Origin of the sequence: Collinsella aerofaciens (assembly GCF_039758815.1) — a bacterium.
GTDB classification, from domain to species: domain Bacteria; phylum Actinomycetota; class Coriobacteriia; order Coriobacteriales; family Coriobacteriaceae; genus Collinsella; species Collinsella aerofaciens_BP.
In genome coordinates, this window is the sequence record NZ_JBDMSK010000001.1 from 115,371 (window position 1) to 140,646 (window position 25,276).

Sequence of the window (25,276 nt, forward strand, 5' to 3'; positions counted from 1 at the left end):
TGGGTACCGTGAACATGGCCGTCGATTTCGGCGGCGTCAAGATGCAGAACCCCATCAACACCGCAGCCGGTACCTTTGGCTACGGTTGGCAGTTCCAGAACTTCTTCGATGTCTCCCAGCTGGGTGCCATCACCACCAAGGGTTGCGCTGCCGAGCCCTGGCCCGGCAATCCCGCACCCCGCATGGCCGAGATCCCCGGCGGCATGATCAATTCCGTGGGCCTGCAGAACCCCGGTGTGGCCGCTTTCGCCCGCGAGTCCGGTCCGTGGCTCGAGCAGCTCTCCAAGGACGGCTGCCAGGTCATCTGCCAGGTTGCCGGTCATTCCGTGGACGAGTTCGTCCGTGCGCTCGAGATGTATGTCGAGCTGTGCCCCTGGGCTGCCGGCTATGAGATCAACGTGAGCTGTCCCAACATTGCCGCCGGCGGTGCCGCCATGGGCTCCACGCCCGAGGGCGCCTCTGCCGTCATGGCCGCCTGCCGCAAGGTGACCGACAAGCCGCTGTTTGTGAAGATGGCCCCGGTCAACGTCGCCGAGATCGCCCGCGCCCTCGAGGCCGCCGGCGCCGACGGCCTTTCGGTCATCAACTCCATCCAGGGTATGGCCATCGACGTTCACACCCGCAAGTCGCGTGTGGCCAAGCCCAAGGGCGGTCTTTCGGGCCCGCTGTGCCATCACATCGCCGTGCGTATGGTCTGGGAGGTTGCCCAGGCCGTCGATATCCCCATCAACGGCGTCGGCGGCGTCATGACCGGTGAGGATGCGGCCGAGTTTATCCTGGCCGGCGCCACCTGCGTATCGGTCGGTATGGCCAACTTCGTCGATCCGTGCGCTTCGCTCAAGATTGCGCGCGAGCTCGAGGCCTGGGCCGAGTCCCAGGGCGTGAAGGACATCAACGAGTTGGTAGGTGCTTTCGAATGCTAGAGACCGATGCCCGCGACCGCGTTATCGTCGCCCTCGACTGCGACCGTGAGCGTGCGCTCGAGCTCGCCCATGAGCTTTCGGGCCATGCCGCCTGGCTTAAAGTGGGCATGACGCTCTATTACGCCGAGGGTCCCGAGATCGTCAAGACGTTCAAGGACCTGGGCTTTAAGGTCTTCCTTGACCTTAAGTTCCATGACATTCCGCATCAGGTGCGCGGTGCCGCTCGCTCGGCCTCGCTTGCCGGTGCCGACCTGCTTTCGGTTCACGGCTTGGGTTCGGGTGCTATGCTCGCCGCCTGCCGTGAGGGTGCCGAGGAGGCACGCGAGGATCGAGCCAAGCTCGTCGCCATCACCGTGCTTACGAGCATGAATCAGGATGCGCTGAGCGAGATCGGCGTCGAGTCGCCCGTTGCCGAGGAGGCCGCCCGTCTGGCAAAACTCGCCCAGGCCAACGGTATCGACGGCATCGTGTGCTCGCCGATGGAGGCTCATGACATGCGTGAGCTGCTAGGCCCCGATGCGCTGATTGTGACCCCGGGCGTGCGTCCGGTTGGTGCTGCGCTGGGCGATCAGTCCCGCGTGGCCACGCCTTCCCAGGCTATCGAGCGCGGCGCGAGCCATATCGTGGTGGGCCGCCCCATTACCGGCGCCGACGATCCGGTTGCCGCCTTTGACGCTATTGTCGCTGAGCTGGTCGAAAACGTCGCCTAAAAGATTCCCCTAAGTCACCACTTTTGGGTCTCATTAGCACAAAATAGCCCCTGTGCCTGCGTAAACTTTTCCATCCTTTGTGTGGAATCGCAGGTCAGGGGCTTAACTTTGGGCGCAGTATATTGCACTTTTTGCGGGTATCGTCTAACCTATGGAGCCGCGATTGGGCATTTTGTACGTTCTACGTGCTAAAATGCCAATTATTGAATCAGATATAACCCAACTTTTTGGAGGTACGAATGGCACTCCCTCAGCTTACCGATGAGCAGCGCAAGCAGGCTCTTGAGAAGGCTGCTGCCGCACGTCACGCCCGCGCTGAGCTTCGCGAGCAGATCAAGAAGGGCGAGAAGTCCCTCGAGTCCGTGCTCAACTCCGATGACCCCATCGCTTCCCGCATGAAGGTTTCCACCCTCATCGAGTCTCTCCCTGGTTATGGCAAGGCCAAGGCCGCCAAGATCATGGAGGAGCTCGGTATCTCCGCTACCCGTCGCGTCCAGGGCCTCGGCGTCCGTCAGCGCGAGCAGCTCCTCGAGCAGCTGACCAAATAAGTGAGCGCTCAGGATTCCAAGCTCTTTGTGATTTCTGGACCGTCAGGCGCAGGCAAGGGTACGCTCGTCACTCGTGTTCGCGAGCGTCGCTCTAACCTGGGCCTGACGGTTTCGGCTACCACGCGAGCCCCACGCAAAGGCGAGGTCGATGGCGTCAATTACTTTTTCCTGACGCGTGAGGAGTTCGACCGCCGCGTGGCAAACGGTGAGTTTGTTGAGTGGGCCGAGGTCCACGGTAACTGCTACGGCACGTTGGTGAGCGAGGTTCAGTCCAAGCTCGCCTCTGGTTCGTCTCTCATCTTGGAGATCGATGTCCAGGGTGCCCTGCAGGTGAAGGAGCGTTTCCCCGAGGCCGTGCTGATCTTTATCAAGCCGCCTTCGCTTGAGGTACTCCGCGAGCGTCTAGTCGGTCGCGGTACCGAGACGCCCGAGACGATTGAGCTGCGTATGGCAAACGCCGCCGATGAGCTTGCCCTTGCCGACCGCTACGACGACGTCGTGGTAAATGACGATCTCGACCGCGCGACCGATGAGCTCGTTCGCGTTCTCGATATGCATGAAAGGATCTGAGGTCCGTGTCCGTTGTAAAGCCTTGCATTGACGATCTTCTGGAGAAGACCGATCACAACCGCTTCCTGCTCGCTTCGCTTGCCTCCAAGCGCGCCTGCGACATCAATAGCATGCTGCGTGGCCAGCACAACCGCGTGCTTGCCGTCCAGGATGTCGATGACATCACCATCGGGCTTTCCGGTGCCGATACCATCTCGATGGCTATGGACGAGATTGTCGATGGCGACATCTCTTACGACGAGGCCCGTTACGAGAAGGCGCTCGGCCACAAGGTTGCTGAAGCCTAAATGGCAGCTCGCGTCTGTCTGGTCCACTATCACGAGGTTGGACTGAAGGGCAAGAACCGCGCACATTTTGAGCATATCCTCATGGATAACATCAAGGCGGCCTTGGCCGCCTTTTCCGTGAATGCCGTGTCTCGAATTTCCGGTTATATCCTCGTGACCTTTAACGAGCATCAGGCCGATGAGGCGGCGCGTGTCATTCGCACCGTTCCCGGCGTTGCTCGTGTGTCTTTGGCGTATCACACTAACCGCGACCCGCAGGAGTACTGTGCCGCCGCCGTCAAGGCGCTGCGCGAGTTTGGTCCTTTCGATTCGTTTAAGGTGCACGCCAAGCGCTCCAATACTGACTATGAGCTCACCTCGATTGACATCAATCGTCAGGTGGGCGAGGTGTTGTGCGAGGCGTTTCCTGATAAAAAGGTTCAGATGCACGATCCTGACGCTATGGTGCACGTACTGGTGGTCCAGGGTAGCGTCTACGTGTATGCGCGCTCCGAGCGCGGTGTGGGCGGTCTGCCGGTGGGTTCTGCCGGCAAGGTCGTGACGCTGCTGTCGTCGGGTATCGATTCTCCGGTGGCGACCTGGATGCTCGCGCGTCGCGGCGCGGTGTGCGTGCCGGTACATTTCTCCGGTCGTCCGCAGACGCCCGATACGAGCGAGTATTTGGTGCAGGACATCATCCGTGCGCTTGAGCCGGGTGTCCAGATCGGCCGCCTGTACGTGGTGCCGTTTGGTGACTGCCAGCGTGAGATTTCGGTCACCTGTCCCAGCAACCTGCGCGTGATCATGTATCGCCGTATTATGTATTCGGTTGCCGAGCGCATTGCGCACATCGAGGGCGCCAAGGCCATCGTGACGGGCGAATCGCTTGGGCAGGTTGCCTCCCAAACGCTTGAGAATATCATGGCCGTCAACGAGGCCGTGAAGATCCCCGTGTTCCGTCCTCTCATCGGTTCGGACAAGCAGGAGATCATCGCGCGCGCCGAGGAGATCGGTACGTTCGATATCTCGACTGAGGCCGCTCCCGACTGCTGCACGCTGTTTATGCCGCGCCGTCCCGAGACGCACGCTAAACTCGATGCCGTGCATGAGGCCTGGGAGTTGTTCGATCACGAGGAGATGATCGAGCGCCTGCTCAAGCAGACCGAGTACATCGACTTCGAGAGCAACACGTATAAGGCCCCTAAGACCTTAAAACGCAAACATTCGGAGCTTGCTCCGCGTGAGATTTACCAAGATCACGAGTAATTTTGTGCATAGACCGACGATGCGTCTGCATCGTCGGTCTTTTGCTATCTGGGCATTTTGCGGCTAAGTGTTCATTTGCTGACGTGTGCCTGAATAAATGGACAGTATTTCGCAAGGTTTTGGTCGGCTTTTGGTTTGACCGCGAAAACCGGTTTTGGAGAATGGCTGTTGCAGGACTCTTTTCCTGACACGATGTTGTTGGGAGGTTTTGCTATGGCGCAGCGCGAACAACACGAACGGGTCAAACGGATGGACCGCTTGGCGGACAAGCTACTCGGTCATAAGGCAGTGGTGATGGCGATACTGGTCGTCATTGCGATGGCGAGTGGACTGGCGATGGCGAACCTTGGCGGTGGTTCCGGTGGCGTGTCGTTTGAGCGCACTGACGGTTCGGGCTCGTTGGTGGAGCCGGGATCCGGTGATGCCTCAAGCGGAAAGACATCCGAAGGTTCTTCGACAAAGGCTTCTGCCGCGGCAGAGGTTTATGTCGATGTTGATGGCGCCGTTGTGTCGCCCGGCGTATATCGGCTCAAGGACGGCGCTCGGGTGGCTCAGGCGATTGATGCCGCCGGCGGGCTGGCGCCCGAGGCAGACGTTACGGGGCTCAATCGGGCATCTAAGGTCACTGATGGACAAAAAATTCACGTTCCAACGGTAGGGGAACAGCAGGCGTCCATTTCGGAAGCCGGTGTTGATGGTGGGGCTTCCGCATCATCGGGCGTGAGTGGCGCAACAGGCCTAGTAAACATCAATACGGCAAGTGCGGCAGAGCTGCAGACGCTCTCGGGCATCGGCCCCTCCATGGCCCAGTCGATTATCGATGAGCGTACAAAGAACGGTGCTTTTGCCTCGGTTGACGATCTGATGCGTGTGTCGGGGATCGGCGAGAAGAAGCTTGCCAAAATCAAAGATTGCATCTGCGTATGAGTGCGACAGAGCGCGAGCATGTGATGCCTCCGCGGCCCTTGATGCCGTGGACGATGGCTCTGTGTGCCGGCGTGTGCATGAGCTGCGCCTTGGTGCTCAACGTGGCCGCTGATGTGCTGCTGAGGGAGCAGGCGCCGGCGGTCGGGCTGCTATGGGCCATTCCCGTTGCGGCGGCGGTATTCGTTGTGCTGGCTCAATTTTGTGCGCGGCTTGCCCCTTGGAAGCGGTGGCTGTATGCCGCGTCCGTCGGTCTCGTGGCGGGAGCGGTCGTCTCGGCGTGGTGGGCTGTGGGCGCGCTAAGCGCCTCGAAGGCGCTCGACGCTCGAGCGGCAAGCAGCCTCGAGTTTGTCGTGCAGGGTGATCCATCCATAAACGACGACGTGTATTCCTATACCTGCGAGGCACGCGCGGACGGCAAGAACTTGGCAACGGTTCGCCTATCGTGTGACCGCGAGCTCAGGGTCGGGGCGCACATGCGTGTTATCGGTCGCGTTTCACGTTTTGAGAACGATGCGTATGGACGATCGCGTGTGCTCCGAGGCGAGGTGCGCAAGGTTCAAGCCGTTCGGATTGTGCCGGTCGATGAGGGCTCTCCGGGCCCGCTGCTTCGGCTGCGAAATGGGCTGCTTGCGTCCATCGCGCCTGCGACCGACCTGGCGCGTGCGCTCATAGCCGGTGTCGTCTGTGGTCGTTCGTCCGAGCTGCGCGCCCAGTCGGCTGGCGATTGGTTTTCGGTGACGGGAACGGCGCATCTTATCGCCGTCTCGGGCAGCCATTTGGCTATCGTGGGGTTTGTAATCGAGGGCGTATTGCAAAAGACTCGGTGTTCACGTGGTCTTCAGCGGGCGATATTGGCGATAACGCTTGTGGGCTACGCTGCCTTTACGGGCGCGTCTCCCTCGGCCGTGCGCGCGTGCTGCATGGTGTTCGCGACGCTTGTCGTAAACGGCGCGGGGCGTCGCCGGCACGGCGCATCGGCACTCTTTGTTACCATGTCCATCTTTGTGCTACTGCGGCCGACGGTGCTGTTCGAGATGGGTTTTCAGCTTTCATGTGCCAGCGTCTTAGCCATTCTGTGCTTTTGCCCCTATGCGACCTACGCTTTGGGTGAGCTGGGTGTGCCATCAGACGTTGCCAGCATGCTTTCCGTCACGCTGTGCTCGCAACTGGCGACACTTCCCATTACCATTCCTGCCTTCGGTACGTTCTCGCTCATTGCTCCGCTGGCAAATGCGGTCATCGGTCCGGTGGTGAGCGTACTGCTTGCCGTGTCGATCGTGCTGGTTCCCTTTTCGCTCGTGGCACCGTTGCGGACTTGGGCGCTCGTTGTGCCCATGATTGCCTCCCGTTGCGCGCTGTTCTTCGAGCAGCTGTTTGCCGCCGTGCCGGGTGCATCCGTGAGCGTGCCGCCCGATAGCATGTGGATTTATCTAGTGCCGTGTTTGCTGGCGGTGCTGCTGGTCTGGTGGCCGCGTCCCCGTGCACGTCCTGTGGCGGTGGGGCTTGCATGTCTGGTGTTCCTGGCTGCGATTCCGTACGTCTACTGGGATCGATTCGCTCCGCCTTCTGTGACGGTGCTCGATGTGGGCCAGGCCGATGCGATTCTTATCCGCCAGGGCGGTGCAGTGGCACTCGTCGACTGCGGGCTCGACGAGCGCGTGGTGGCGGCGTTGGTTCGCAATAACGTGCACCATATCGATGCCGTCTTTGTGACGCATTGGGATGAGGATCACTGGGGTGGTCTGCCTGCCGTGCTCGAACAGTTTCCGGTCGGTACGATTGCCGTGGCGGCGGATGCGCTGGAGGATGCTCCTGCCGAGGTATTGAACCGACCTGGCGTGGAGTATCGGCAGGTGCGCCGTGGGGATACGGTCGATATCGGCTCATTTTGCGCCCGCGTGATGTGGCCATTCGAGTCCGTGGATGGTGAGGGAAATGAGGACTCGCTTGTCCTGCTGCTCTCATATGTTCAGGAAGGCAAGGGCCTGCGTATGCTCCTCACCGGTGATGCCGAGATCGACCAAGAACGGGAATTCGTGCAGGAGGTGGGGGATATCGACGTACTTAAACTTGGGCATCACGGCTCTAAGGTTTCAGTCGATGATGAGTTGCTGGACGTCCTGAAGCCCGAGCTTTCCCTCGCGAGTGCGGGCGAAGGGAATCGATACGGCCATCCGTCCGATGCCTGCATCGATGCCGTTAAGGAAGCGGGCGCCGTGTTCGCGTGCACTATCGAACACGGCGACATTACCGTCACGCCGACTGCGAATGGCTTTGCGATGCGATGCCAGCAACCGTGACGACATCGTTGGCGTGTGGTGGGCCCCTGGGCTAGAATGGCACGGAGCGAATACGAAGGCCTGCGGGAGGGGAGCGCAATGTCCGAAACCGGTCTGCTGCCGGCATATCTGATCGTCGGTACCGACGGCGTCAAGCGCGATCACGCCGTCTCGCGTATGAAAGCGCGTCTGGAAAAGACGGGCATGGTCGAGTTCAACCTCGACGAGCGCGATATGACCAAAGACCCCGATATCGAGTCGATTATCGGATCGCTTAACACCTTTCCGATGGGCAGCGAGTTTCGCCTGGTAATCCTTGACGGCTGTTCAAAGCTCGCCAAGGCGGTCTCGGAGCCGCTTGTCGAGTATTTGGCGAGTCCCAGCCCCACAACGGTCTGCCTCATCATTGCCGACTCGCTTGCCAAGAACACACGCCTGTATAAGGCGATCGCCAAGATCGATAAGAAGGCCGTGATCGATTGCTCCGGCACCAAACGCTGGGAGCTACCGCGTCGCGTGCAGCAGATGGCGACGCAGCGCGGCAAGTCGATCTCGACGGCGGCCGCCGAGGAGCTCGTCTCGCGTTCGGGCGAGAACACTCGCATGCTCGATAACGACTTGGCTAAGCTTGCCCAGATGGTCGAGGCGCCCCAGATTGAGCTTACCGACGTTGAGCGCTGGATTGTACGTACGGCCGAGGTTCAACCCTGGGACTTTCTCAATGCGGTCTCGGCACGTGACATGCGACGCTCGCTCGAGCTTTTCAATCTATTGCCCGCCAAGAGCTACGTGTGGACTTACACGTTGCTGTGCGGCCGCATCCGCGAGCTTATCGTCGCCAAGGCGCTCGATGCGCGCGGACAGGGTCGTGAGCTGGCCGCAACGCTCAAGCTCCAGTCCTGGCAGGTCAAGAATCACTTGACCTGGGCACGTCGCTTTTCGATGGCAGAGCTCGTCGCGGCGCTCGAGGGGGCGGTCGATGTAGAGCTCGCGCTCAAGGGTTCGGCCGATTCTGAGGCCGCGCTTTTGCTCTGGATTACGAACATCTTGAGAAAATCGTGATGATACCTGCCTATTTGACAAATTCGTTCTATCCCTTTGAGGGGGAGCGTGCTATAGTAGGCGCTTGCATGACCTCACCGTGTCTCAGAGGTGTCATACATTTTTTGCAAGGAACTCGAAAGGAACTCCAGAAGTGGCAAACATCAAGTCTCAGAAGAAGCGTATCCGCACCAATGAGGCAGCTCGCATGCGTAACAAGGCTGTCAAGTCCGAGCTCAAGACGCTGACCAAGCACGTCCAGTCCGCCGTCGCCGAGGGCGACGCCGAGAAGGCCCAGGCTGCCCTCAAGACCGTCACCAAGCGTCTCGACATGGCTGCCGCCAAGCATGTTATCCACAAGAACCAGGCTTCCAACCGCAAGTCCGGTCTTGCCAAGCTCGTGAACAGCATCAACGCTTAAGTTGTAAATTTCACACCACACAGATTACGCGCATAAATGGAGCCTGTTTTATGGAACAGGCTCCATTTTTTGTACCGCTCGGGTAAGATAGTCCGCATGAATACTTCAATTGACATTTCCCACATCCGCAACTTCTCGATTGTTGCGCACATCGACCATGGCAAGTCCACGATCAGTGACCGCATTCTCGAGCTCACCCATACCGTCGACGAGCGCGACATGGAGTCGCAGCTGCTCGACACCATGGATATCGAGCGCGAGCGCGGCATCACGATCAAGTCCAATGCCGTTCGCGTGTCCTATGACGCCGACGATGGCGAGACGTATCAGTTCAATCTGATCGATACGCCGGGCCACGTGGACTTTACCTATGAGGTCTCGCGCTCGCTGGCAGCCTGTGAGGGCGCGGTGCTCGTTGTCGACGCCACACAGGGCGTCGAGGCACAGACCGTCTCCAACGCGACGCTTGCCATGAACGCCAATCTGGACATTGTGCCGGCCATCAACAAGATCGACCTGCCCTCGGCTCATCCCGACGAGGTTAAGACCGAGATCGAGGATGACCTGGCGATCCCTGCCGATGATGCCGTGTGTGTCTCGGGCAAGACCGGCGAGGGCATCCACGATCTGCTAGAGTCCATTGTCTTTTTGATCTCTCCGCCCAAGGGCGATGCGAACGCGCCGCTCAAGGCACTCATTCTGGATTCGTACTTCGACGAGTATCGTGGCGTCGTCGCCACGGTGCGCGTCTTTGACGGCTCCATCAAAAAAGGCGATACCTTGCGCATGATGCAGGCAAAGGGCGACTTTTTGGTCGATGGCGTGGGTGTCAAGCGTCCTGCCGAGACCCCGGTTGACGCGCTGACGGTTGGCGAGGTCGGCTACGTGGTCACGGGCCTGAAGGACCCCGAGGCCGTGCGCGTGGGCGATACCCTCACGTGGGCGTCGAATCCCTGCCCCGAGCCGCTTCCCGGCTACCGCGAGGCTAAACCCATGGTCTATACGGGTCTGTTCCCGATCGATAACAAGGACTACGAGAACCTGCGTGACGCGCTCGATAAGTTGCACGTCAACGACCCGTCGTTGGTGTGGGAGCCCGAGACCTCGGTGGCGCTCGGCTTTGGCTTCCGCGTGGGCTTCCTGGGCCTGCTGCACATGGAGGTCGTCAAGGAACGCCTGGAGCGCGAGTTCAACTTGGACCTCATTGCCACGAGCCCCTCGGTGGACTATCACGTCTACAAGACTGACGGCGAGATGATTGATGTCCGTAGCCCGCAGGATCTTCCCGAGGCCACGCGCATCGAGCGTATCGAGGAACCCTACCTCAAGGCTAAGATCATCTGCCCGCCCGAGTATACGGGTGCCGTCATGCAGCTCGCTATCGAGCACCGTGGCATTACAACCGACATGATCCATCTCACGAGCAAATCGGTCGAGATGCGCTTTGACATGCCGCTCGCCGAGCTCATCTTGGACTTCTTTGATCAGCTCAAGAGCCGTACCAAGGGCTATGCCTCGCTCGACTACGAGTTCAACGAGTACCGTCCCTCCGAGCTCGTTAAGCTCGATATTTTGCTTTCGGGCGACGAGGTGGACGCGCTGTCGTTTATCGTCCACAAGGACAAGGCCTACGGTCTTGCCCGCGGCCTATGCGACAAGCTTAAGGAGATCATCCCGCGTCAGCTGTTCGAGGTTCCCATCCAGGGTGCTATCGGCAATAAGATCATTGCCCGCTCCACCGTCAAGGCGCGTCGCAAGGACGTGCTTGCTAAGTGCTACGGCGGCGATATCTCGCGTAAGCGCAAGCTGCTCGAGAAGCAGAAAGAGGGCAAGAAGCGCATGAAGGCCATCGGATCGGTCGAGGTCCCGCAGGAGGCCTTTATGGCGATCCTCAAGGTGGACGAGTAGGTCTATGGCGCTTTCTGAATACAGCAAGCGGCTGCTGGGCGCCTATGCCGAGCAGCCGTTCCTTATGGCTCCCATGGCGGGCGTGACCGACCCCGCCTACCGCATTATGTGCCGCCGCCGCGGTGCCAACCTTGCCTACAGCGAGATGGTGAGCGTGGCCGGCCTTGCCTATGCCAGCAATAAGACGTGGCGCCTGGTGCTGCCGGCCGACGAGGAACAGCAGATTTGCGTGCAGCTCTTTGGCTCCAAGCCCGATCAGTTTGCGAGCGCCGTCGCCGCCGTCGAGGAGCGCGTTGGCGATCGCCTGTCGCTCATCGACATCAATATGGCATGCCCCGCCCGCAAGGTCGTTACCAAGGGCGAGGGTTCGGCGCTCATGCGCACGCCCGACCTGGCGGAGAAGATCGTCGAGGCCACGGTGGGCGCGGCGCACGTGCCCGTGACCGTTAAGATCCGCAAGGGCTTTTATGCCGAGGACCGTAATGCCGCGACGTTTGCCCAGATGCTTGAGGGCGCAGGGGCTGCCGCAGTTGCCGTGCACGGTCGTTGTGCCACGCAGCTCTATACGGGGCAGGCCGATTGGTCTGTCGTCGATGAGGTCGCAGATGCCGTCGAGATTCCCGTGATTGGTTCGGGCGATGTGTTCTGCGCCGAGGATGCCGCGGAGCATCTGCGCAGTTCTGGTGCCAGCGCGGTGTTTATCGCGCGCGGCATCTATGGTAATCCCTGGGTGTTCGGTGATGCTCGCGCCCTTGCGCTCGATGGCATACCGGTGCCGGCGCGCAGCTCCGTCGAGCGCCTGGACGCCCTGCGTGAACACCTAACGCTGACGCACGAGCTTCTGCCGCTCATGTCGCGTGCCCGCACGTACGCAAGCTGGTACTTAAAAGGCATTCCCCATGCCGCCGCTTGGCGTGCCCATGTGGTGCGCTGTTCCACATACGAGGAGTTTATGGTGCTGGTCGATGAGATCGAGCGCGATGTGGTGGCCTGCGAGGCCGCACTTGCCGCCGGCGAATCGGTGCCCCCTCATCCGCTGGAGGCTTAAGGGTGGCCGTTACCGCGCTGTACGTGCACGTGCCGTTTTGCGCCCAAAAGTGCCGGTACTGCGACTTTGACTCGCGCAGTTTTGCTCCGTGTGATCTGAGCGCTGCGCTCGATGCCTATTTTGAGCAGTTGTTCGCGCGTCTCGATGCTTTTGGCAAGGCTGGTGCCCTTGACCAGATCCGCACCGTCTATGTTGGCGGCGGTACGCCGTCGCTGGCGGGGGAGCGCCTGGTGGAGCTGGCGCGGCGTATTCGTGCGTGGTGCGCCCCCGTTGAGTTTACCTGCGAGGCCAATCCCGAGTCGCTGACCGCCGAGCTTGCCGCTGCACTTGCCAAGGTTGGTGTCACACGCGTCTCTCTGGGCGTGCAAACGCTCGATAACACCGAACTTACCGCTATCGGCCGTATTCACGATGCCGATCGGGCGCTCGCCGCCATCGCGACAGTCAAGACCGCTGGGCTTGACGTGTCGTGCGACCTTATGTGCGGACTTCCCGGGCAGACCGCAGCGAGTTGGAAGCGCACGCTCGATGGCGTGCTGGTGGCGGCGCCGCATCATGTGTCGGTGTACCCGCTCACGCTCGAGGAGGCCACGCCGCTCTACCTCATGGCGTGTCGCGACGAGTCGCTCGAGCCCGACGAGGATTTTCAGGCCGCCTGCATGGATATGGCACGCGAGCTCCTGGGTGCGGCCGGTTATCACCCCTATGAGGTGGCGAGCTATGCGCTCGACGGCCATGAGTGCGCCCATAACATTGCCTACTGGACCGGACGGGGCTACCTGGGCCTGGGTCGTTCTGCCGCGGGCATGCTCGACGCCGAGGATTTCGACCGTCTTGCAGGTTTGTTCCCCGGCGTGTCTTCTCGAGGCGATGCGCACCGCGTGCGTCTGGTGCAACGCGACGATGACGCGACGGCGTTCGAGGCCGAACATCTGTCGCAGCGCGAGGCTGCGGCCGAAGACCTGATGCTCGCCTGTCGCATGACGCGCGGTGTCGCGTCCGACCTGTTGGTTCGCGCGGCTCGTGTCATCCCGGCCGATGAGCTGGCAGCTGCCTGCGATCGCGCACTCGAATTGGGTCTTGCCACTTGGGTGCCCGAGACGTTCGGGGTCCATGGGGGACCCTTCACTTCGGCAGATGTCGTCGCGGGTCATGTTCGAGCTCGTCTGGCGCCGACCCACCTGGGCTGGCTCGATGGAAATGTTCTGTTCGAGCTGTTTTGGGATCTAGCTTAGGTCGCTCGGGTAGAATTACCGGAATATATACGCTGCTGTGAGCAGGAGGTTGCCGCGCATGGCGACGATGAACGAAAAAGATTACTACGAGATTCTGGGTGTCTCCAAGGACGCCACCTCGCGTGATATTCAAAAGGCCTTCCAGCAAAAGGCCCGCAAGCTCCATCCGGACGTCAACAAAGAGCCGGATGCCGAGGAAAAGTTTAAAGAGGTTTCCGAGGCCTACGCCGTGCTTTCGGACGAGCAGAAGCGTTCGCGCTACGACGCCATGCGTTCGGGCAATCCCTTTGCCGGTGCTCCTACGGCTTCGCCCTATGGTGGCGGCTACGCCGGCAGCACGGGTTATGGCAATCCTTTTGAGGGCGGCTTTCCTTTTGGCGGTGCCTGGGGCCAGCAGCGTCGTGGGCAGGCTGCCTATAATCCCGAGAACGGTGCCAACGTGGTCGTCGATATCAAACTCGACGCCAAGGAGGCCAAGGGCGGTGCCCGCAAGACCGTCCGCTATACGCGTTTCGATACGTGCGGACATTGCGGCGGCTCGGGCTCCGTTTCGTCTGAGCATGCCCATACCTGCCCGAGCTGCGGTGGCCGCGGCCACATCGACGTCGACCTGTCCTTCCTGTTTGGTGCGGGTGCGTTCCAGTCGGTCTGCCCCGAGTGCGGCGGTTCCGGTAAAGTCGTGGCCGATCCCTGCCCTGATTGCGGCGGCAGCGGTCGTACTCGCGTAACCTCCGAGCAGACGATTGAGTTTCCTGCCGGCACGCACGATGGCGACGAGGTCCGCATTGGCGGCATGGGTCATGCTGGCACTAACGGTGCCGCGGGCGGCGACCTGGTCGGCCGCGCCCATGTTGAGGCCGAGCGCTTGGAAGGCAAAGCTCGTACCGGTTTTTACCTGATGGGCATCGTAGCGCCGTTTTTGGTACTCTCGGCCATCTCGGGTGTGTTCTCGGCCTTTGCCGTGATGTGCTTTATTCCGTTTACCATGGGCCTGTTCATGGTGCTTTCGGACGGTGTGCTTCATCGCAGCCTGCTGTGGTGGAAGCGCGGTGCGATGCAGTTTGCCAACGGTTTTGCCAATGGCTTCATGTTCGCGCTCGTGTCGGTTTGGTTCGCAAGCTGCTCGCAACGGGCCATGCTTTCGCCGTACCAAATGCAATAACATCAAACCCTTTGTTTGCGGTCGGCCCAGCTTGGGTATAGGACGCACTGTGACAATAATGAAAGTCGGAAGGATTCGGTCGTGTCGGAAAATAGGGATTACTACGAGGTGCTTGGCGTCGACAAGGATGCCGACGCGCGGACGATTAAGCGCGCGTTTCTAAAGAAGGCCCGCACCGTACACCCGGACGTTTCGGACGACCCCGAGGCCGAGGCCAAGTTCAAAGAGCTCAACGAGGCATATTCCGTTCTTTCCGATGAGCAGAAGCGTGCTAATTACGACCGTTACGGCACTGCCGACGGCCCTGGTGGTTCGGGCTACGTCGACATTAACGATATCTTTGGCGGCATGGGCATGGACGACCTCTTCTCGTCGTTCTTTGGCGGCGGTGCCGGCGGTGGCGCCCGAAATCGCCGTGAGCGTCGTCGCGGCCGCGACATGGCCATCTCCCTTTCGGTGACGCTCGAGGAGGCGGCACTCGGGTGCAAAAAGACGATCAGCTATGACCGCCTTGCTCCCTGTGAGGATTGCAATGGCACCGGTAGGGCCGAGGGCGCGCAGGAAAAGCAGTGCAGCCGCTGCCACGGCACGGGCTATGTCACGACGGTCCAGCGTTCGTTCCTGGGCCAGGTTCAGTCCTCTTCGCCTTGTCCCGACTGCCACGGCGAGGGCACGGTCATCGATCAACCCTGCGAGACCTGCGACGGTCAGGGCCGCACGCCTTCGCATGAAAAGATCGACATCGATATCCCCGCCGGCGTTTCGACCGGTCGCCAGCTGCGCGTGAGCGGCTTTGGCGAGGCTGGCCTTCGCGGCGAGCCCTCGGGCGACCTGATCGTCAACGTGCGCGTCGCCGACCACGAGCGTTTTAAGCGCAACGGTGACGACCTGTACCTCGTGAGCGATATTTCGATTGCGCAGGCAGCGCTCGGCTGCGAGATCGAGGTCGAGGGCATTATGCCCGATGAGGTCGTCAAGGTGACGGTCCCTGCTGGTACACAGTACGGCGACACCGTGAGCGTCAATAATTACGGCATGCCGCGCATTGGCGGTGGCGGTTCGCGTGGTCGCCTGATCGTGCAACTGCGCGTGGTCGTTCCCACCAATCTTTCCAATAAGCAACACGAGCTGCTCCGTGCTTTTGCCGATGAGATGGGCGATGACGTCGCTTCCGGTAAGAAGTCGGTGACCGACCGTATCAAGAGTGCCCTCGACGATATCCTCGATTAAGGAGCCCGCGTGCTCGCACCCCATATTTCCGTCGTCAACCTCGGCTGCCGCGTCAACCGGGTTGAGTCTGACCGTATCACTGCCGATCTTATGCGCCTGGGCTTTGCTATTGTGGATCCCCAGGATGCCGATCTGATCGTCATTAACACCTGTGCCGTTACGGGCGAGGCCGAGGCCAAGACCCGTAAGGCCGTCCGTCATGCGCTGGCCCATCCTAACGACCCTTACGTGGTCGTAACCGGCTGCGTCGTCAACCTGCATCCCGAGGAGTTGCTGGAGCTCTCCGATCACGTGATCGCCGAGCCGTCCAAGATTGACGTCGCCGAGCGCGTCTGCGAGGTGCTGGGTGTCGAATCCGATAGCGTTCCCGCCTGCAGCGATGGCGAGGTGGTCGATGCGCTCGGTCGCTCTCGCCTGGGCGTGAAGATTCAGGACGGCTGCAACCATCGCTGCACCTATTGCATTGTGTGGAAGGCACGCGGCCCCGAGCGCTCCGTGCCCGTCGAGTCCGTGCTCGAGCAAGTTCGCGAGGCCCAGGAGGCCGGCGTGCCCGAGGTGGTGCTGACCGGTGTGAACCTGGGTGCCTACGATGGCAAGAGCGCGACCGACGAGCACGTCGAAATCGATGAGCTGCTCGAGGCCATCATGGAGCGCACGTCTATTCCGCATGTGCGCATTTCCTCGGTCGAGCCCATGGATATCTCTGAGCGCCTGCTTAAGGTTATGGCGCGCTATCCGCAGCGTATCGCCCCGTTTTTGCACCTGCCCGTGCAGTCCGGCTGCACGGCGACCCTGCATCGCATGGGCCGTCCCTATAGTGCGGAGGCCTTTGAGGACACGGTGCGTATGATTCGCGCCAATCTGCCGCAGGCGTCACTTTCTTGCGACGTTATTGTCGGCTTCCCTGGTGAGACGGACGAGGAGTTCGAGGAGTCGCTGGCGCTGTGCCGTCGTGTGGGTTTCTCGCGTATGCACGTGTTCCGCTACAGCAAGCGTCCCGGTACCCTTGCTGCCGACATGCCCGACCAGGTTCCGCCCGAGGTTATGGTCGAGCGCAGCCGCCGTATGCGGGCCGCTGCACAGGAGCTCGCTATTGCCGACGCTCGCCGTCGCGTGGGCACGGTCGAGCGTGCCGTGCTCGAGTATGGCGACAACCTGACGCTCGGCTCGTTCCATCATGCCCGTCTTGACGATACCTGTGGACTTACAGCCCCGTGCCTGCTCGATGTTGCTATCATCGGAGTCGATGATTCCGGCTTGGTCCATGCACGCAGGGAGGTTCATGGAAGCCTCGAAGATTAGACTTACCGTTCCCGAGGAGATTGATCCCTCGCGCGTTTTGGGCGCCGGCGACGGCGTCCTTCGTGCGCTCGAGAGCTTGGTTCGCGCTCATGTGGTCGCCCGTGGCGATAGCATCTCCGTGAGCGGCGACCCGGACGAGGTCGAACTCGTGGCGCGCTTTTTCGAGCACGCTTTTCGCGAGGCGGCCGCCGGGCGCACGCTGTCTGCCGACGATGTCTCTCGCTGCCTGGCCGTCTTGCGCGACGGTGAGCACGAGGCTACGTCGCTTCGCGATGACGTGCTGCTTTCGTATCGCGGCCGCGTCATTCGCCCCAAGACGCTCGGGCAAAAGCGCTATGTGGATGCCATCTGCTCGCATACCATCACGTTTGGCTTGGGTCCTGCCGGTACCGGTAAGACCTATCTGGCCATGGCGCTCGCCGTTGCCGCGCTCAAGCGTCACGAGGTGGGCCGTCTGATCTTGACGCGTCCGGTTGTCGAGGCGGGGGAGAATCTGGGCTTTTTGCCCGGCACCCTCGAGGAAAAGATCGATCCCTACATGCGTCCGCTTTACGACGCCCTTTTTGACATGATGGATCGCGAGCGCACCGATGAGCTTATGGAGCGCGGCGTGATCGAGATCGCCCCGCTTGCCTACATGCGCGGCCGCACGCTGAGTGATGCCTTCGTGGTGCTCGACGAGGCGCAAAATACCACGCCCGAGCAGATGAAGATGTTCCTGACGCGCCTGGGCTTCAACTCCAAGTTCGTGATTACCGGCGACCTGAGCCAGCGTGACCTGGTGGGTCGTCGTGGTGGCTTGGCGGATGTCGAGAAGATTTTGGGCCGTGTCGATGATGTCGCATTTTCGCACCTCGAGCGTGCCGACGTGGTGCGCCATGCCTTGGTGGGACGTATCGTCGAGGCATACGATACGTATGATGATGTGCGCGAGAAGCGCGTACGTGACCGAAAGGAGTCCCGTTGAGTGTATTGATCAGCAACGATGCCGAGCTCGATACGCTGCTCGACGCGCAGGAGGTGGAGCACATCTGCGAGGTTGTGCTTGCCGCCGAGGGCGTTGAGCGTGAAGTCGAGATTTCCCTTTCGTATGTCGACGAGGACGAGATGCACGAGCTCAACCACGAGTGGCGCGGTATCGACCGCACCACCGATGTGCTCTCGTTTGAGTGCGATTCGGCCTTTGACGATGACATTCCCGCCGATGAGACGCTCGAGCTCGGCGATATTATCTTGGCCCCGCAGGTTATTGCCCGTCAGGCCCCCGGTTTTGGCAATAGCCCCGCTGACGAGTGCCGTCTGATGCTCGTACACGGAATGCTGCACCTGCTGGGCTATGACCACATCGAGGACGACGAGGCCGAGGTCATGGAGGCCCGCGAGGACGCCATCCTGCGCGATCTGTCGCTCGAGCGCGGCGAGGACCCTAAGCTAGTCCACGTCGGCCCCATCACCAACCACGCCCACGACTAGGAGCCGTCTATGATTCCCGGATCGAACAAGGACCATCCGTCCTTCTTTAAGTCGTTTTCCTACGCCATGGAGGGCTTCGTCACCGCCGTCAAGACCGAGCGCAACATTAAGGTCATGCTCGTTGCGGGCGTGTGCACCGTCATTGCCGGCTGTATCGTGGGCCTCGACATTGCCGAGTGGGCCACGATTATCATCTGTTGTGGCTTGGTGATTCACGGCGAGCTGTGCAACACCGCTATGGAGGCCATCGTCGACCTGGCGACCCAGGAGCTCCATCCGCTGGCCAAGCGTGCGAAGGACATCGCCGCCGCCTCCGTATACGTTCTTTCCATCACCGCCGCGATTGTGGGCTTGCTGGTATTTGCCCACGCGCTCGGCTTTATTTAGAAAGGGATTCCCATGTCCGACAATATGCAGCCTGCCGATGAGATTTTGGACGACGAGTCCCTGGACGCGGTGGATACCGAGGAGCTCGAGGATGTCGAGGAGTTCGACCCGTTTGAGGGTATGAGCGACGAGGAACTCGACGCCCTGTGCGACGAGGACGACAACCTCGCGGGCTTTGGTGACGTTGAGCCCGGTTTCCGCAGCGGCTTTGTGGCCCTGGTCGGTCGTCCCAACGCTGGCAAGTCTACGCTGCTTAATGCCTGCTATGGCAAAAAGGTCGCCATCACCTCGCCGGTGGCCCAGACGACCCGCCGCCGCATGCGCGCCGTCGTCAACCGCCCCGGCTACCAGCTGGTCTTTGTCGATACCCCGGGTATTCATAAGCCCAAGGACGGCTTGGGATCCGAGCTCAACAAGAGCGCGTTGTTCGAGCTGAACGATGTCGATGTTGTCGCGTTTTTGATTGATGCCACCAAACCTATCGGCAGGGGAGACGCCTGGGTTGCCGAGCGTGTTAGATGCGCTCGTTGCAAGAAGGTCCTGGTGCTCACCAAGGCCGATGAGGCCGACCCCGCACAGGTCATGGAACAGCTTAAGGCCGCCCATGAGCTCATGGAATATGACGACGAGATCGTGACGTCGTCGGTCAAGAACTTCAACGTCGATGCCTTCATCGAGACCGTTGCGCACTTTTTGCCCGAGGGTCCGCGTTGGTTCCCCGAGGACATGGGTACTGACGCTTCCGACGAGACACTCGTTGCCGAGTTTGTGCGCGAGAAGGTCTTGCGTCGCACCCGTGATGAGATTCCGCACTCCGTTGGCGTGATCTGCGATGCGCTCGAGCAGACCAAGAAGGTGCTGCGCGTCCACGCCACCATTTACGTTGAGCGCGAGGGCCAAAAGGGTATCATCATCGGCAAGGGCGGCGAGATGATCAAGCATATCGGTATTGACGCCCGTCGCGATCTTGAGCGCATCTTTGGCACGCAGGTCTTTTTGGAGCTGGACGTGAAGGTCAAGGCCGGCTGGCGTGACGACGAGGCCCAGATTCGCCGCTTTGGGTATAACGCCGAGGACTAAGGACGCACGGCGCGCATGGCAGGCTCCCGGACATATCGCACGAAGGTGCTCGTTCTCGACAAAACCAAGCTCAAAGAGACGGACCTGATCCTGACGATGCTTGACGAGCGGGGTCGGCAGGTGCGTGCCGTGGCAAAGGGCGCCCGCAAACCCGGTGGGCGCCTGGCGGCGCGCTGCGAGCTGTTCTGTACTGTCGATATACTGCTCGCGCATGGACGGTCGCTCGATGTGGTTTCCCAGGCCGAGCTTATGGAGGCGCCGCTCGGAGCTGCGCCCGATTACGAGACGACCTGCGCCGCAAGCGCGATCGCCGAGGTCGCGCGCGTGTGCTCGTTCGAGGACGCCGAGGACCCGTTTACCTTTGCCATCACGCAGCGGGCGCTTGCCCTGGTGGGCAGCGGGCTCGACACAGCGCACATGGATCTACTTGTGGCGGCATATGTCTTTAAGCTGCTATCGCACGTTGGCTATCGTCCCGATTTTTCGGCCTGCGTGCTGTGCGGAGACCCCATGCTGTCGTATTTTTCGCCCCAGGCGGGCGGTCTCATGTGCGGGTCGTGCGCGTCGAGCGTTCCGGGTGCCGAGCTGGTGTCGGCCGGTGAGGTCGCGTGGCTGCGCGCCCTCATGTCCATGACCTTCGATGCGCTCATGGCCGAGAAAATTGACCCGCATACGGCGGCGTTCTTGCTCGGGCTTTCGCATGTGTGGGCGGCGACGCACACCGACCAGCGCCTCCGTGCGATGGAATTCATGTTGGGTCGGTGATGATGCGCGGGCGCGGGCTGCTTGTGGTAACATACCGACCTGTTGGTACCTCGACCTTGGTTGCTCGCTCCACCGGCGGCTTCCCAGTCCGAGGCGAATCGAGTCGCCCGCGGGCGACGTAAAACGAAAGGTGAAACAATGACTGTTTCCAAAGAGCGCAAGGCGGAGCTGACTGCCCAGTTCGGTAACACCCCGGTCGACACCGGTAACCCCAAGGTTCAGGTCGCCATCCTGTCCGAGCGCATCAAGGAGCTGACCGAGCACATGAAGTCCCACCAGAAGGACTTCCACACCCGTCGCGGTCTGCTCATGCTCGTCGGCCGTCGTCGTCGTCTTCTCTCCTACATCAAGAAGAACGACATCGTCGAGTACCGTGAGCTCATCAAGGCTCTGGGCATCCGCGACAACATCCAGTAGGATTTGTACATGCTAAGAGCGTCCTGCGCAGCGGGGCGCTCTTTTTGTGTAAGGGCGTGAACAATCACGCTCTGAAGCGTGGCGGGGCAGGGGGCCCGCGTCACATGAGAAGCCCGCAGGCAAGGGGCCTGTGGGGTAAAGGAGAACAATGACACTCGTATCCAAGACCTTTGAGCTGTACGGCAAGACCTACACCTTTGAGTCGGGCGAGCTTGCCAAGCAGGCTACCGGCGCGTGCCTGGTCAAGCAGGGCGACACCACGATGCTCGACACCGTGGTCGTCTCCAAGGAGCGCAAGAACTACGACTTCTTCCCGCTGACCGTCGACTTCAACGAGAAGATGTACGCCGCCGGCCGCATCCCGGGTGGTTACCTCAAGCGTGAGGGCCGTCCCAGCGAGAAGGCCACGCTTACCGCGCGCATGATCGACCGTCCGATTCGCCCGAGCTTCCCGGACGGCTTCCGCAACGAGGTGCACATCGTCGCCACCTCGCTCGTCGCCGACCAGGTCAACCCCTTCGACGTCATCAACGTCATGGGTGCCTCTCTGGCCATGACGCTTGGCGGCGTGCCCTTCGAGGGCCCGCTTGCCTGCGTGCGCATCGGCCGCAACGTGGAGACCGGCGAGTTTATCGTCAACCCCACCTATGAGGAGCGCGAGAACTCCGACCTGGACCTGGAGCTGGGCGGCTCTGCCGACTTCATCTCGATGGTCGAGGCCGGCGCCGAGGAGATCTCCGAGGACGACATGCTCGCCGCCATGAAGTTTGGCCAGGAGGCCCTTGCTGCCTTCTGCCAGGCTCAGGACGAGTTCGTCGCCGAGTGGGAGCAGGTCAACGGCCCCATCGTCAAGAAGGAGTACCCGCTCGACCAGCCCGTCGAGGAGGTCCAGGAGCGCATCTTCGCCCACTACGACGAGATGGCAGCCGCCCTTCGCGACGCCGACAAGCTCTCCCGTATCGGCAAGGTCGAGGCTCTGAAGGAGTCCATCCGTGCCGAGTTCACCGAGGAGGAGCAGGCCGCTTGGGAGCGCGAGATCCCCGTGGCGCTCAAGAAGCTCGAGAAGAAGGCCATGCGCACCATGGTCGTCGAGACCGGTGAGCGCGTCGACGGCCGTGCCGCCGATGAGATTCGCCCCATCATGGTGAAGGACAACTACCTGCCGCTCGTTCACGGCTCCGGCCTGTTCCAGCGTGGCCAGACCCAGGTGCTCTCTGTCCTGTCGCTCGGCATGCTCAACGAGGGCCAGCGTTTGGATACCATCGAGCCCACCGAGGGCAAGCGCTACATGCACCACTACAACTTCCCGCCGTTCTGCACCGGCGAGACCGGCCGCATGGGCAGCCCCAAGCGCCGCGAGATCGGCCACGGCAACCTGGCAGAGCGCGCTCTGCTTCCGGTGCTTCCCGACGAGAACGAGTTCCCCTACGCCATCCGCGTCGTCTCCGAGGTCATGGAGTCCAACGGCTCCTCTTCGATGGCTTCGACCTGCGGCTCCACGCTCGCCCTTATGGACGGCGGCGTGCCCATTAAGCGCCCGGTCTCCGGTATCGCCATGGGTCTGATCCAGGAGGAGGGCAAGACCGTGGTCCTGTCCGACATCCAGGGTCTCGAGGACTTCCTGGGCGACATGGACTTTAAGGTCACTGGCACCACCGAGGGCATTACCGCCCTGCAGATGGACAACAAGGCCACCGGCCTCACCTTCGACATCCTGGCCCGCGCCCTGCAGCAGGCCAAGGAGGGTCGCGCCTTCATCCTGCAGAAGATGCTCGATGTGATCCCCGAGCCGCGCCACACCACGCGTAGCACCGCTCCGCGCATCGTTTCCATCCAGGTTCCGACCGACAAGATCCGCGACGTCATCGGTTCCGGCGGCAAGGTCATCCGCGGCATCCAGGACGAGACCGGCGCTTCGGTCGACATCCAGGAGGACGGTACCGTCTTTGTCGGCGGCACCGGCGAGTCTGTCGACCAGGCCGTCGAGCGCATCAAGCTCATCATCAAGGTTCCCGAGCCGGGCGAGGAGTACACCGGTCGAGTGGTCTCCATCCAGCCCTTCGGCGCCTTCGTGAACCTGCTGCCCGGTAAGGACGGCTTGCTGCACATCTCCCGCGTCGCCAAGGGCCGCGTGGAGAAGGTCGAGGACGTCCTCAACGTGGGCGACGAGGTCAAGGTCGTCGTCATCGAGGTCGACGATCGCGGTAAGATCTCGCTCGATCGTCTGGATAAGCCCGAGGCCCCGGCACGTGCTGAGGGTGCCTCCGAGGGCGACGGCGAGCACTTCCAGCGTCGTGAGCGTCCGCGTCGCGAGCGCTCCGAGCGCAGCGACCGTCCGCGCCGTCCCGGCGACAACGGAGGCCGCAAGCCCCGCCGTCACCACGACGCCGAGTAACAGCTACACATAAGCAGCTCAACAAGGGCGACTCCGGACAGGGGTCGCCCTTTTGCTATTCCCGGCGGGATGGACCAGTTCAGATGGGGCTTTGATGCATGGGTGGTCTGTTGTTGTGCAAATGGGTATCATACTGTGGTTACTGCGTCGAATCTGTGATGCATGTTTGTACGTTCCCGGCGGTCGGTTTGCCAGAAGCGCCCCGTCGGTTGTTCCAGACCCGTTTCGAAGAAAGGAAACAACACTAACCTATGGCAGCTAAAAAATCATCTCCCTTGAAGATCATCCCGCTCGGCGGCCTTGACGGCATCGGCAAGAACATGACGGTCTTCGAGTGCGGCGACGACATGGTGCTCGTCGACGCTGGCCTCATGTTCCCCGACGACTCCCAGCCCGGTATCGACCTGGTGCTTCCTGACTACACCTACGTTCTTGAAAACGAGGAGAAGCTCCGCGGTATCGTCGTCACCCACGGCCACGAGGACCACACCGGTTCGCTTCCGTATCTGCTGCAGGACCTCAACAACAAGGTGCCCATCTTCTCGAGCAAGCTGACGCTTGGCTTTATCGAGGGCAAGCTCTCTGAGTTCCGCATCCGCGCGCCCAAGTTCCGCGAGGTCAAGGGCGGAAGCCATGTCAATCTCGGTGGCATCTCGCTCGACTTCTTCTCGATGACGCACTCCATCCCCGGCGCTCTGGGCGTGTTCATCCGCACCAATCAGGGCACCGTTATGCACACCGGCGACTTTAAGCTCGACCAGACGCCCATCGACGGCGTCACGCCCGACTATGCCTCTATCAGCCGCTTTGCCAAGCAGGGCATCGATCTGCTGCTTTCCGACTCCACCAATGCCACGGTTCCCGGCTTTACCAAGTCCGAGGCCGAGGTTGGTCCCAACTTGCTGCACGCCATCAAGAACGCCCCGGGTCGCGTGTTCGTCGCGTCGTTCTCGAGCCACATCCATCGTTTGCAGCAGATCTGCGATGCCGCCCGCAAGTGCGGCCGTAAGGTCGTTGTGACCGGTCGTTCCATGCTCACGAACACCCGCGTGGCGCGCGAGCTCGGTTATCTCAACATCGATGATGCCGATATCATCGATGCCTTTGACATTGATAACCTGCCCGACGACAAGATTGTCGTCATGTGCACCGGTTCGCAGGGCGAGCCGCTGTCGGCCCTGTCCCGCATGGCCAATGGCGAGCACAAGACGCTCTCCATCCACGAGGGCGATACCGTTATCCTCTCGGCAACTCCTGTTCCCGGCAACGAGAAGGCCGTCCAGCAGGTCGTCAACAGCCTGGCCAAGCTCGGCTGCGACGTGTGGGATAAGAACCGCGCTCTCGTTCACGTCTCCGGTCACGGCAGCCAGGAGGAGCTCAAGCTCCTGATGGCCATGGCCAAGCCCACGTACTTTATGCCGGTTCACGGCGAGGCCGTGCACCTGCGCGCCCATGCCCAGCTGGCCCGCAAGATGGGTCTCAAGGACGATCATATCTTTATCCTCGATAACGGCGACACGCTCGAGATGCGCGGCGGTATCGTCAAGCGCGGTACGCCCGTCGAGTCCGGCGTCGTCTACGTCGACGGCCTGCGTATCGGCGATACCGACCCCATCGTCTTGCGCGATCGCCAGAAGCTCGCCAACGACGGTATGGTTACCGCTGTTGCCATCGTCTCGCTCAAGCACAAGAAGATCGAGGCCATCGAGTTCTCGGGCCGCGGCGTCTCGTTTGCCATCGACGACCAGTTCTCCGAGGATGCCTCCGCGTCCATTATGAAGACGATCGAGAAGGGCAAGTTCAGCTTTACGAGCAGCGGTTCCGATGCCATTCGCAAGGCCGTGCGCGACTCGCTCTCCAACTTTATCTGGAGCCGTACGCGCACTCGTCCGATGATCATCCCGGTCGTCATGGAGGTTTAGT

The 25,276-nt window shown here is 61.2% G+C and carries 24 protein-coding genes; all 24 read left to right on the forward strand.

Going from position 1 to position 25,276, the window contains the following annotated elements; translation table 11 throughout:
* Positions 1 to 14 precede the first annotated feature (14 nt).
* The 24 genes from ABHT90_RS00495 (at position 15) to ABHT90_RS00610 (ending at position 25,275) form a co-directional block, all read left to right on the forward strand.
* Positions 15 to 923 carry a dihydroorotate dehydrogenase gene (locus ABHT90_RS00495; protein ID WP_271736567.1) on the forward strand — a complete coding sequence of 303 codons (909 nt, stop codon included), beginning with the start codon at positions 15 to 17 and terminating at the stop codon, positions 921 to 923.
* On the forward strand, positions 917 to 1,633 hold the full coding sequence (pyrF, locus tag ABHT90_RS00500) for an orotidine-5'-phosphate decarboxylase (protein WP_035138533.1): 717 nt from the start codon (positions 917 to 919) through the stop codon (positions 1,631 to 1,633). The genes ABHT90_RS00495 and pyrF overlap by 7 nt, the downstream gene beginning before the upstream one ends.
* A 239-nt stretch (positions 1,634 to 1,872) precedes the next feature.
* Positions 1,873 to 2,181, forward strand: coding sequence for an integration host factor, actinobacterial type (mihF, locus tag ABHT90_RS00505; protein ID WP_006236130.1), 309 nt, complete (start codon positions 1,873 to 1,875; stop codon positions 2,179 to 2,181).
* Positions 2,182 to 2,751 carry a guanylate kinase gene (gene gmk / locus ABHT90_RS00510; protein ID WP_138374178.1) on the forward strand — a complete coding sequence of 190 codons (570 nt, stop codon included), beginning with the start codon at positions 2,182 to 2,184 and terminating at the stop codon, positions 2,749 to 2,751.
* 5 nt (positions 2,752 to 2,756) lie between these two features.
* On the forward strand, positions 2,757 to 3,038 hold the full coding sequence (locus ABHT90_RS00515; RefSeq protein WP_035138532.1) for a DNA-directed RNA polymerase subunit omega: 282 nt from the start codon (positions 2,757 to 2,759) through the stop codon (positions 3,036 to 3,038).
* Positions 3,039 to 4,283, forward strand: a complete 1,245-nt coding sequence (gene thiI, locus ABHT90_RS00520; protein ID WP_022094718.1) for a tRNA uracil 4-sulfurtransferase ThiI — start codon at positions 3,039 to 3,041, stop codon at positions 4,281 to 4,283.
* A 213-nt stretch (positions 4,284 to 4,496) separates the two neighbouring features.
* Positions 4,497 to 5,210, forward strand: coding sequence for a ComEA family DNA-binding protein (locus ABHT90_RS00525; RefSeq protein WP_271736543.1), 714 nt, complete (start codon positions 4,497 to 4,499; stop codon positions 5,208 to 5,210).
* A complete protein-coding gene (locus ABHT90_RS00530; protein ID WP_271736545.1) occupies positions 5,207 to 7,510 on the forward strand; it encodes a DNA internalization-related competence protein ComEC/Rec2 in 2,304 nt (767 codons plus the stop codon). The genes ABHT90_RS00525 and ABHT90_RS00530 overlap by 4 nt, the downstream gene beginning before the upstream one ends.
* Before the next feature lie 78 nt (positions 7,511 to 7,588).
* Positions 7,589 to 8,551, forward strand: a complete 963-nt coding sequence (holA, locus tag ABHT90_RS00535) for a DNA polymerase III subunit delta (protein ID WP_271736547.1) — start codon at positions 7,589 to 7,591, stop codon at positions 8,549 to 8,551.
* Between the two features lie 133 nt (positions 8,552 to 8,684).
* Complete coding sequence (gene rpsT, locus ABHT90_RS00540; protein ID WP_022094714.1) at positions 8,685 to 8,951, forward strand: 30S ribosomal protein S20; 267 nt, start codon at positions 8,685 to 8,687, stop codon at positions 8,949 to 8,951.
* Between the two features lie 96 nt (positions 8,952 to 9,047).
* Positions 9,048 to 10,859, forward strand: coding sequence for a translation elongation factor 4 (gene lepA, locus ABHT90_RS00545; RefSeq protein ID WP_055250059.1), 1,812 nt, complete (start codon positions 9,048 to 9,050; stop codon positions 10,857 to 10,859).
* A 4-nt stretch (positions 10,860 to 10,863) separates the two neighbouring features.
* Positions 10,864 to 11,907: a tRNA dihydrouridine synthase DusB gene (gene dusB, locus ABHT90_RS00550; protein WP_346981250.1), complete on the forward strand. Its 1,044-nt coding sequence runs from the start codon at positions 10,864 to 10,866 to the stop codon at positions 11,905 to 11,907.
* Positions 11,908 to 11,909: 2 nt separating this feature from the next.
* Complete coding sequence (gene hemW, locus ABHT90_RS00555) at positions 11,910 to 13,142, forward strand: radical SAM family heme chaperone HemW (RefSeq protein ID WP_346981251.1); 1,233 nt, start codon at positions 11,910 to 11,912, stop codon at positions 13,140 to 13,142.
* Between the two features lie 58 nt (positions 13,143 to 13,200).
* Positions 13,201 to 14,304: a DnaJ domain-containing protein gene (locus tag ABHT90_RS00560; RefSeq protein ID WP_346981252.1), complete on the forward strand. Its 1,104-nt coding sequence runs from the start codon at positions 13,201 to 13,203 to the stop codon at positions 14,302 to 14,304.
* Between the two features lie 81 nt (positions 14,305 to 14,385).
* On the forward strand, positions 14,386 to 15,534 hold the full coding sequence (gene dnaJ / locus ABHT90_RS00565) for a molecular chaperone DnaJ (protein ID WP_346981253.1): 1,149 nt from the start codon (positions 14,386 to 14,388) through the stop codon (positions 15,532 to 15,534).
* A 9-nt stretch (positions 15,535 to 15,543) separates the two neighbouring features.
* On the forward strand, positions 15,544 to 16,836 hold the full coding sequence (locus ABHT90_RS00570) for a MiaB/RimO family radical SAM methylthiotransferase (protein ID WP_346981254.1): 1,293 nt from the start codon (positions 15,544 to 15,546) through the stop codon (positions 16,834 to 16,836).
* Positions 16,817 to 17,803 (forward strand): PhoH family protein, encoded by a 987-nt coding sequence (locus tag ABHT90_RS00575; protein ID WP_346981255.1) that lies wholly within the window; start codon positions 16,817 to 16,819, stop codon positions 17,801 to 17,803. Before ABHT90_RS00570 ends, ABHT90_RS00575 begins: the two co-directional genes overlap by 20 nt.
* Positions 17,800 to 18,309, forward strand: a complete 510-nt coding sequence (gene ybeY, locus ABHT90_RS00580) for an rRNA maturation RNase YbeY (RefSeq protein ID WP_238023186.1) — start codon at positions 17,800 to 17,802, stop codon at positions 18,307 to 18,309. Before ABHT90_RS00575 ends, ybeY begins: the two co-directional genes overlap by 4 nt.
* Before the next feature lie 9 nt (positions 18,310 to 18,318).
* Entirely contained in the window at positions 18,319 to 18,696 is a 378-nt protein-coding gene (locus tag ABHT90_RS00585) for a diacylglycerol kinase family protein (protein WP_346981256.1), read from the forward strand.
* 12 nt (positions 18,697 to 18,708) lie between these two features.
* Entirely contained in the window at positions 18,709 to 19,776 is a 1,068-nt protein-coding gene (gene era / locus ABHT90_RS00590; RefSeq protein ID WP_346981257.1) for a GTPase Era, read from the forward strand.
* A 15-nt stretch (positions 19,777 to 19,791) separates the two neighbouring features.
* On the forward strand, positions 19,792 to 20,541 hold the full coding sequence (gene recO / locus ABHT90_RS00595) for a DNA repair protein RecO (protein ID WP_346981258.1): 750 nt from the start codon (positions 19,792 to 19,794) through the stop codon (positions 20,539 to 20,541).
* A 138-nt stretch (positions 20,542 to 20,679) separates the two neighbouring features.
* Positions 20,680 to 20,958, forward strand: a complete 279-nt coding sequence (gene rpsO, locus ABHT90_RS00600) for a 30S ribosomal protein S15 (RefSeq protein WP_035138510.1) — start codon at positions 20,680 to 20,682, stop codon at positions 20,956 to 20,958.
* A gap of 148 nt (positions 20,959 to 21,106) precedes the next feature.
* Positions 21,107 to 23,353 carry a polyribonucleotide nucleotidyltransferase gene (locus ABHT90_RS00605; protein WP_055309899.1) on the forward strand — a complete coding sequence of 749 codons (2,247 nt, stop codon included), beginning with the start codon at positions 21,107 to 21,109 and terminating at the stop codon, positions 23,351 to 23,353.
* Positions 23,354 to 23,604: 251 nt separating this feature from the next.
* Complete coding sequence (locus ABHT90_RS00610; protein ID WP_346981259.1) at positions 23,605 to 25,275, forward strand: ribonuclease J; 1,671 nt, start codon at positions 23,605 to 23,607, stop codon at positions 25,273 to 25,275.
* The last annotated feature ends 1 nt before the right edge of the window (position 25,276 follow it).

Coding starts and splice junctions, on each gene's coding strand:
- ABHT90_RS00495 (WP_271736567.1), top strand. CDS start 15: ATGGCCGTCGATTTCGGCGGCGTCAAGATGCAGAACCCCATCAACACC.
- pyrF (WP_035138533.1), top strand. CDS start 917: ATGCTAGAGACCGATGCCCGCGACCGCGTTATCGTCGCCCTCGACTGC.
- mihF (WP_006236130.1), top strand. CDS start 1,873: ATGGCACTCCCTCAGCTTACCGATGAGCAGCGCAAGCAGGCTCTTGAG.
- thiI (WP_022094718.1), top strand. CDS start 3,039: ATGGCAGCTCGCGTCTGTCTGGTCCACTATCACGAGGTTGGACTGAAG.
- ABHT90_RS00525 (WP_271736543.1), top strand. CDS start 4,497: ATGGCGCAGCGCGAACAACACGAACGGGTCAAACGGATGGACCGCTTG.
- ABHT90_RS00530 (WP_271736545.1), top strand. CDS start 5,207: ATGAGTGCGACAGAGCGCGAGCATGTGATGCCTCCGCGGCCCTTGATG.
- holA (WP_271736547.1), top strand. CDS start 7,589: ATGTCCGAAACCGGTCTGCTGCCGGCATATCTGATCGTCGGTACCGAC.
- lepA (WP_055250059.1), top strand. CDS start 9,048: ATGAATACTTCAATTGACATTTCCCACATCCGCAACTTCTCGATTGTT.
- dusB (WP_346981250.1), top strand. CDS start 10,864: ATGGCGCTTTCTGAATACAGCAAGCGGCTGCTGGGCGCCTATGCCGAG.
- ABHT90_RS00560 (WP_346981252.1), top strand. CDS start 13,201: ATGGCGACGATGAACGAAAAAGATTACTACGAGATTCTGGGTGTCTCC.
- ABHT90_RS00575 (WP_346981255.1), top strand. CDS start 16,817: ATGGAAGCCTCGAAGATTAGACTTACCGTTCCCGAGGAGATTGATCCC.
- ABHT90_RS00585 (WP_346981256.1), top strand. CDS start 18,319: ATGATTCCCGGATCGAACAAGGACCATCCGTCCTTCTTTAAGTCGTTT.
- era (WP_346981257.1), top strand. CDS start 18,709: ATGTCCGACAATATGCAGCCTGCCGATGAGATTTTGGACGACGAGTCC.
- recO (WP_346981258.1), top strand. CDS start 19,792: ATGGCAGGCTCCCGGACATATCGCACGAAGGTGCTCGTTCTCGACAAA.
- rpsO (WP_035138510.1), top strand. CDS start 20,680: ATGACTGTTTCCAAAGAGCGCAAGGCGGAGCTGACTGCCCAGTTCGGT.
- ABHT90_RS00605 (WP_055309899.1), top strand. CDS start 21,107: ATGACACTCGTATCCAAGACCTTTGAGCTGTACGGCAAGACCTACACC.
- ABHT90_RS00610 (WP_346981259.1), top strand. CDS start 23,605: ATGGCAGCTAAAAAATCATCTCCCTTGAAGATCATCCCGCTCGGCGGC.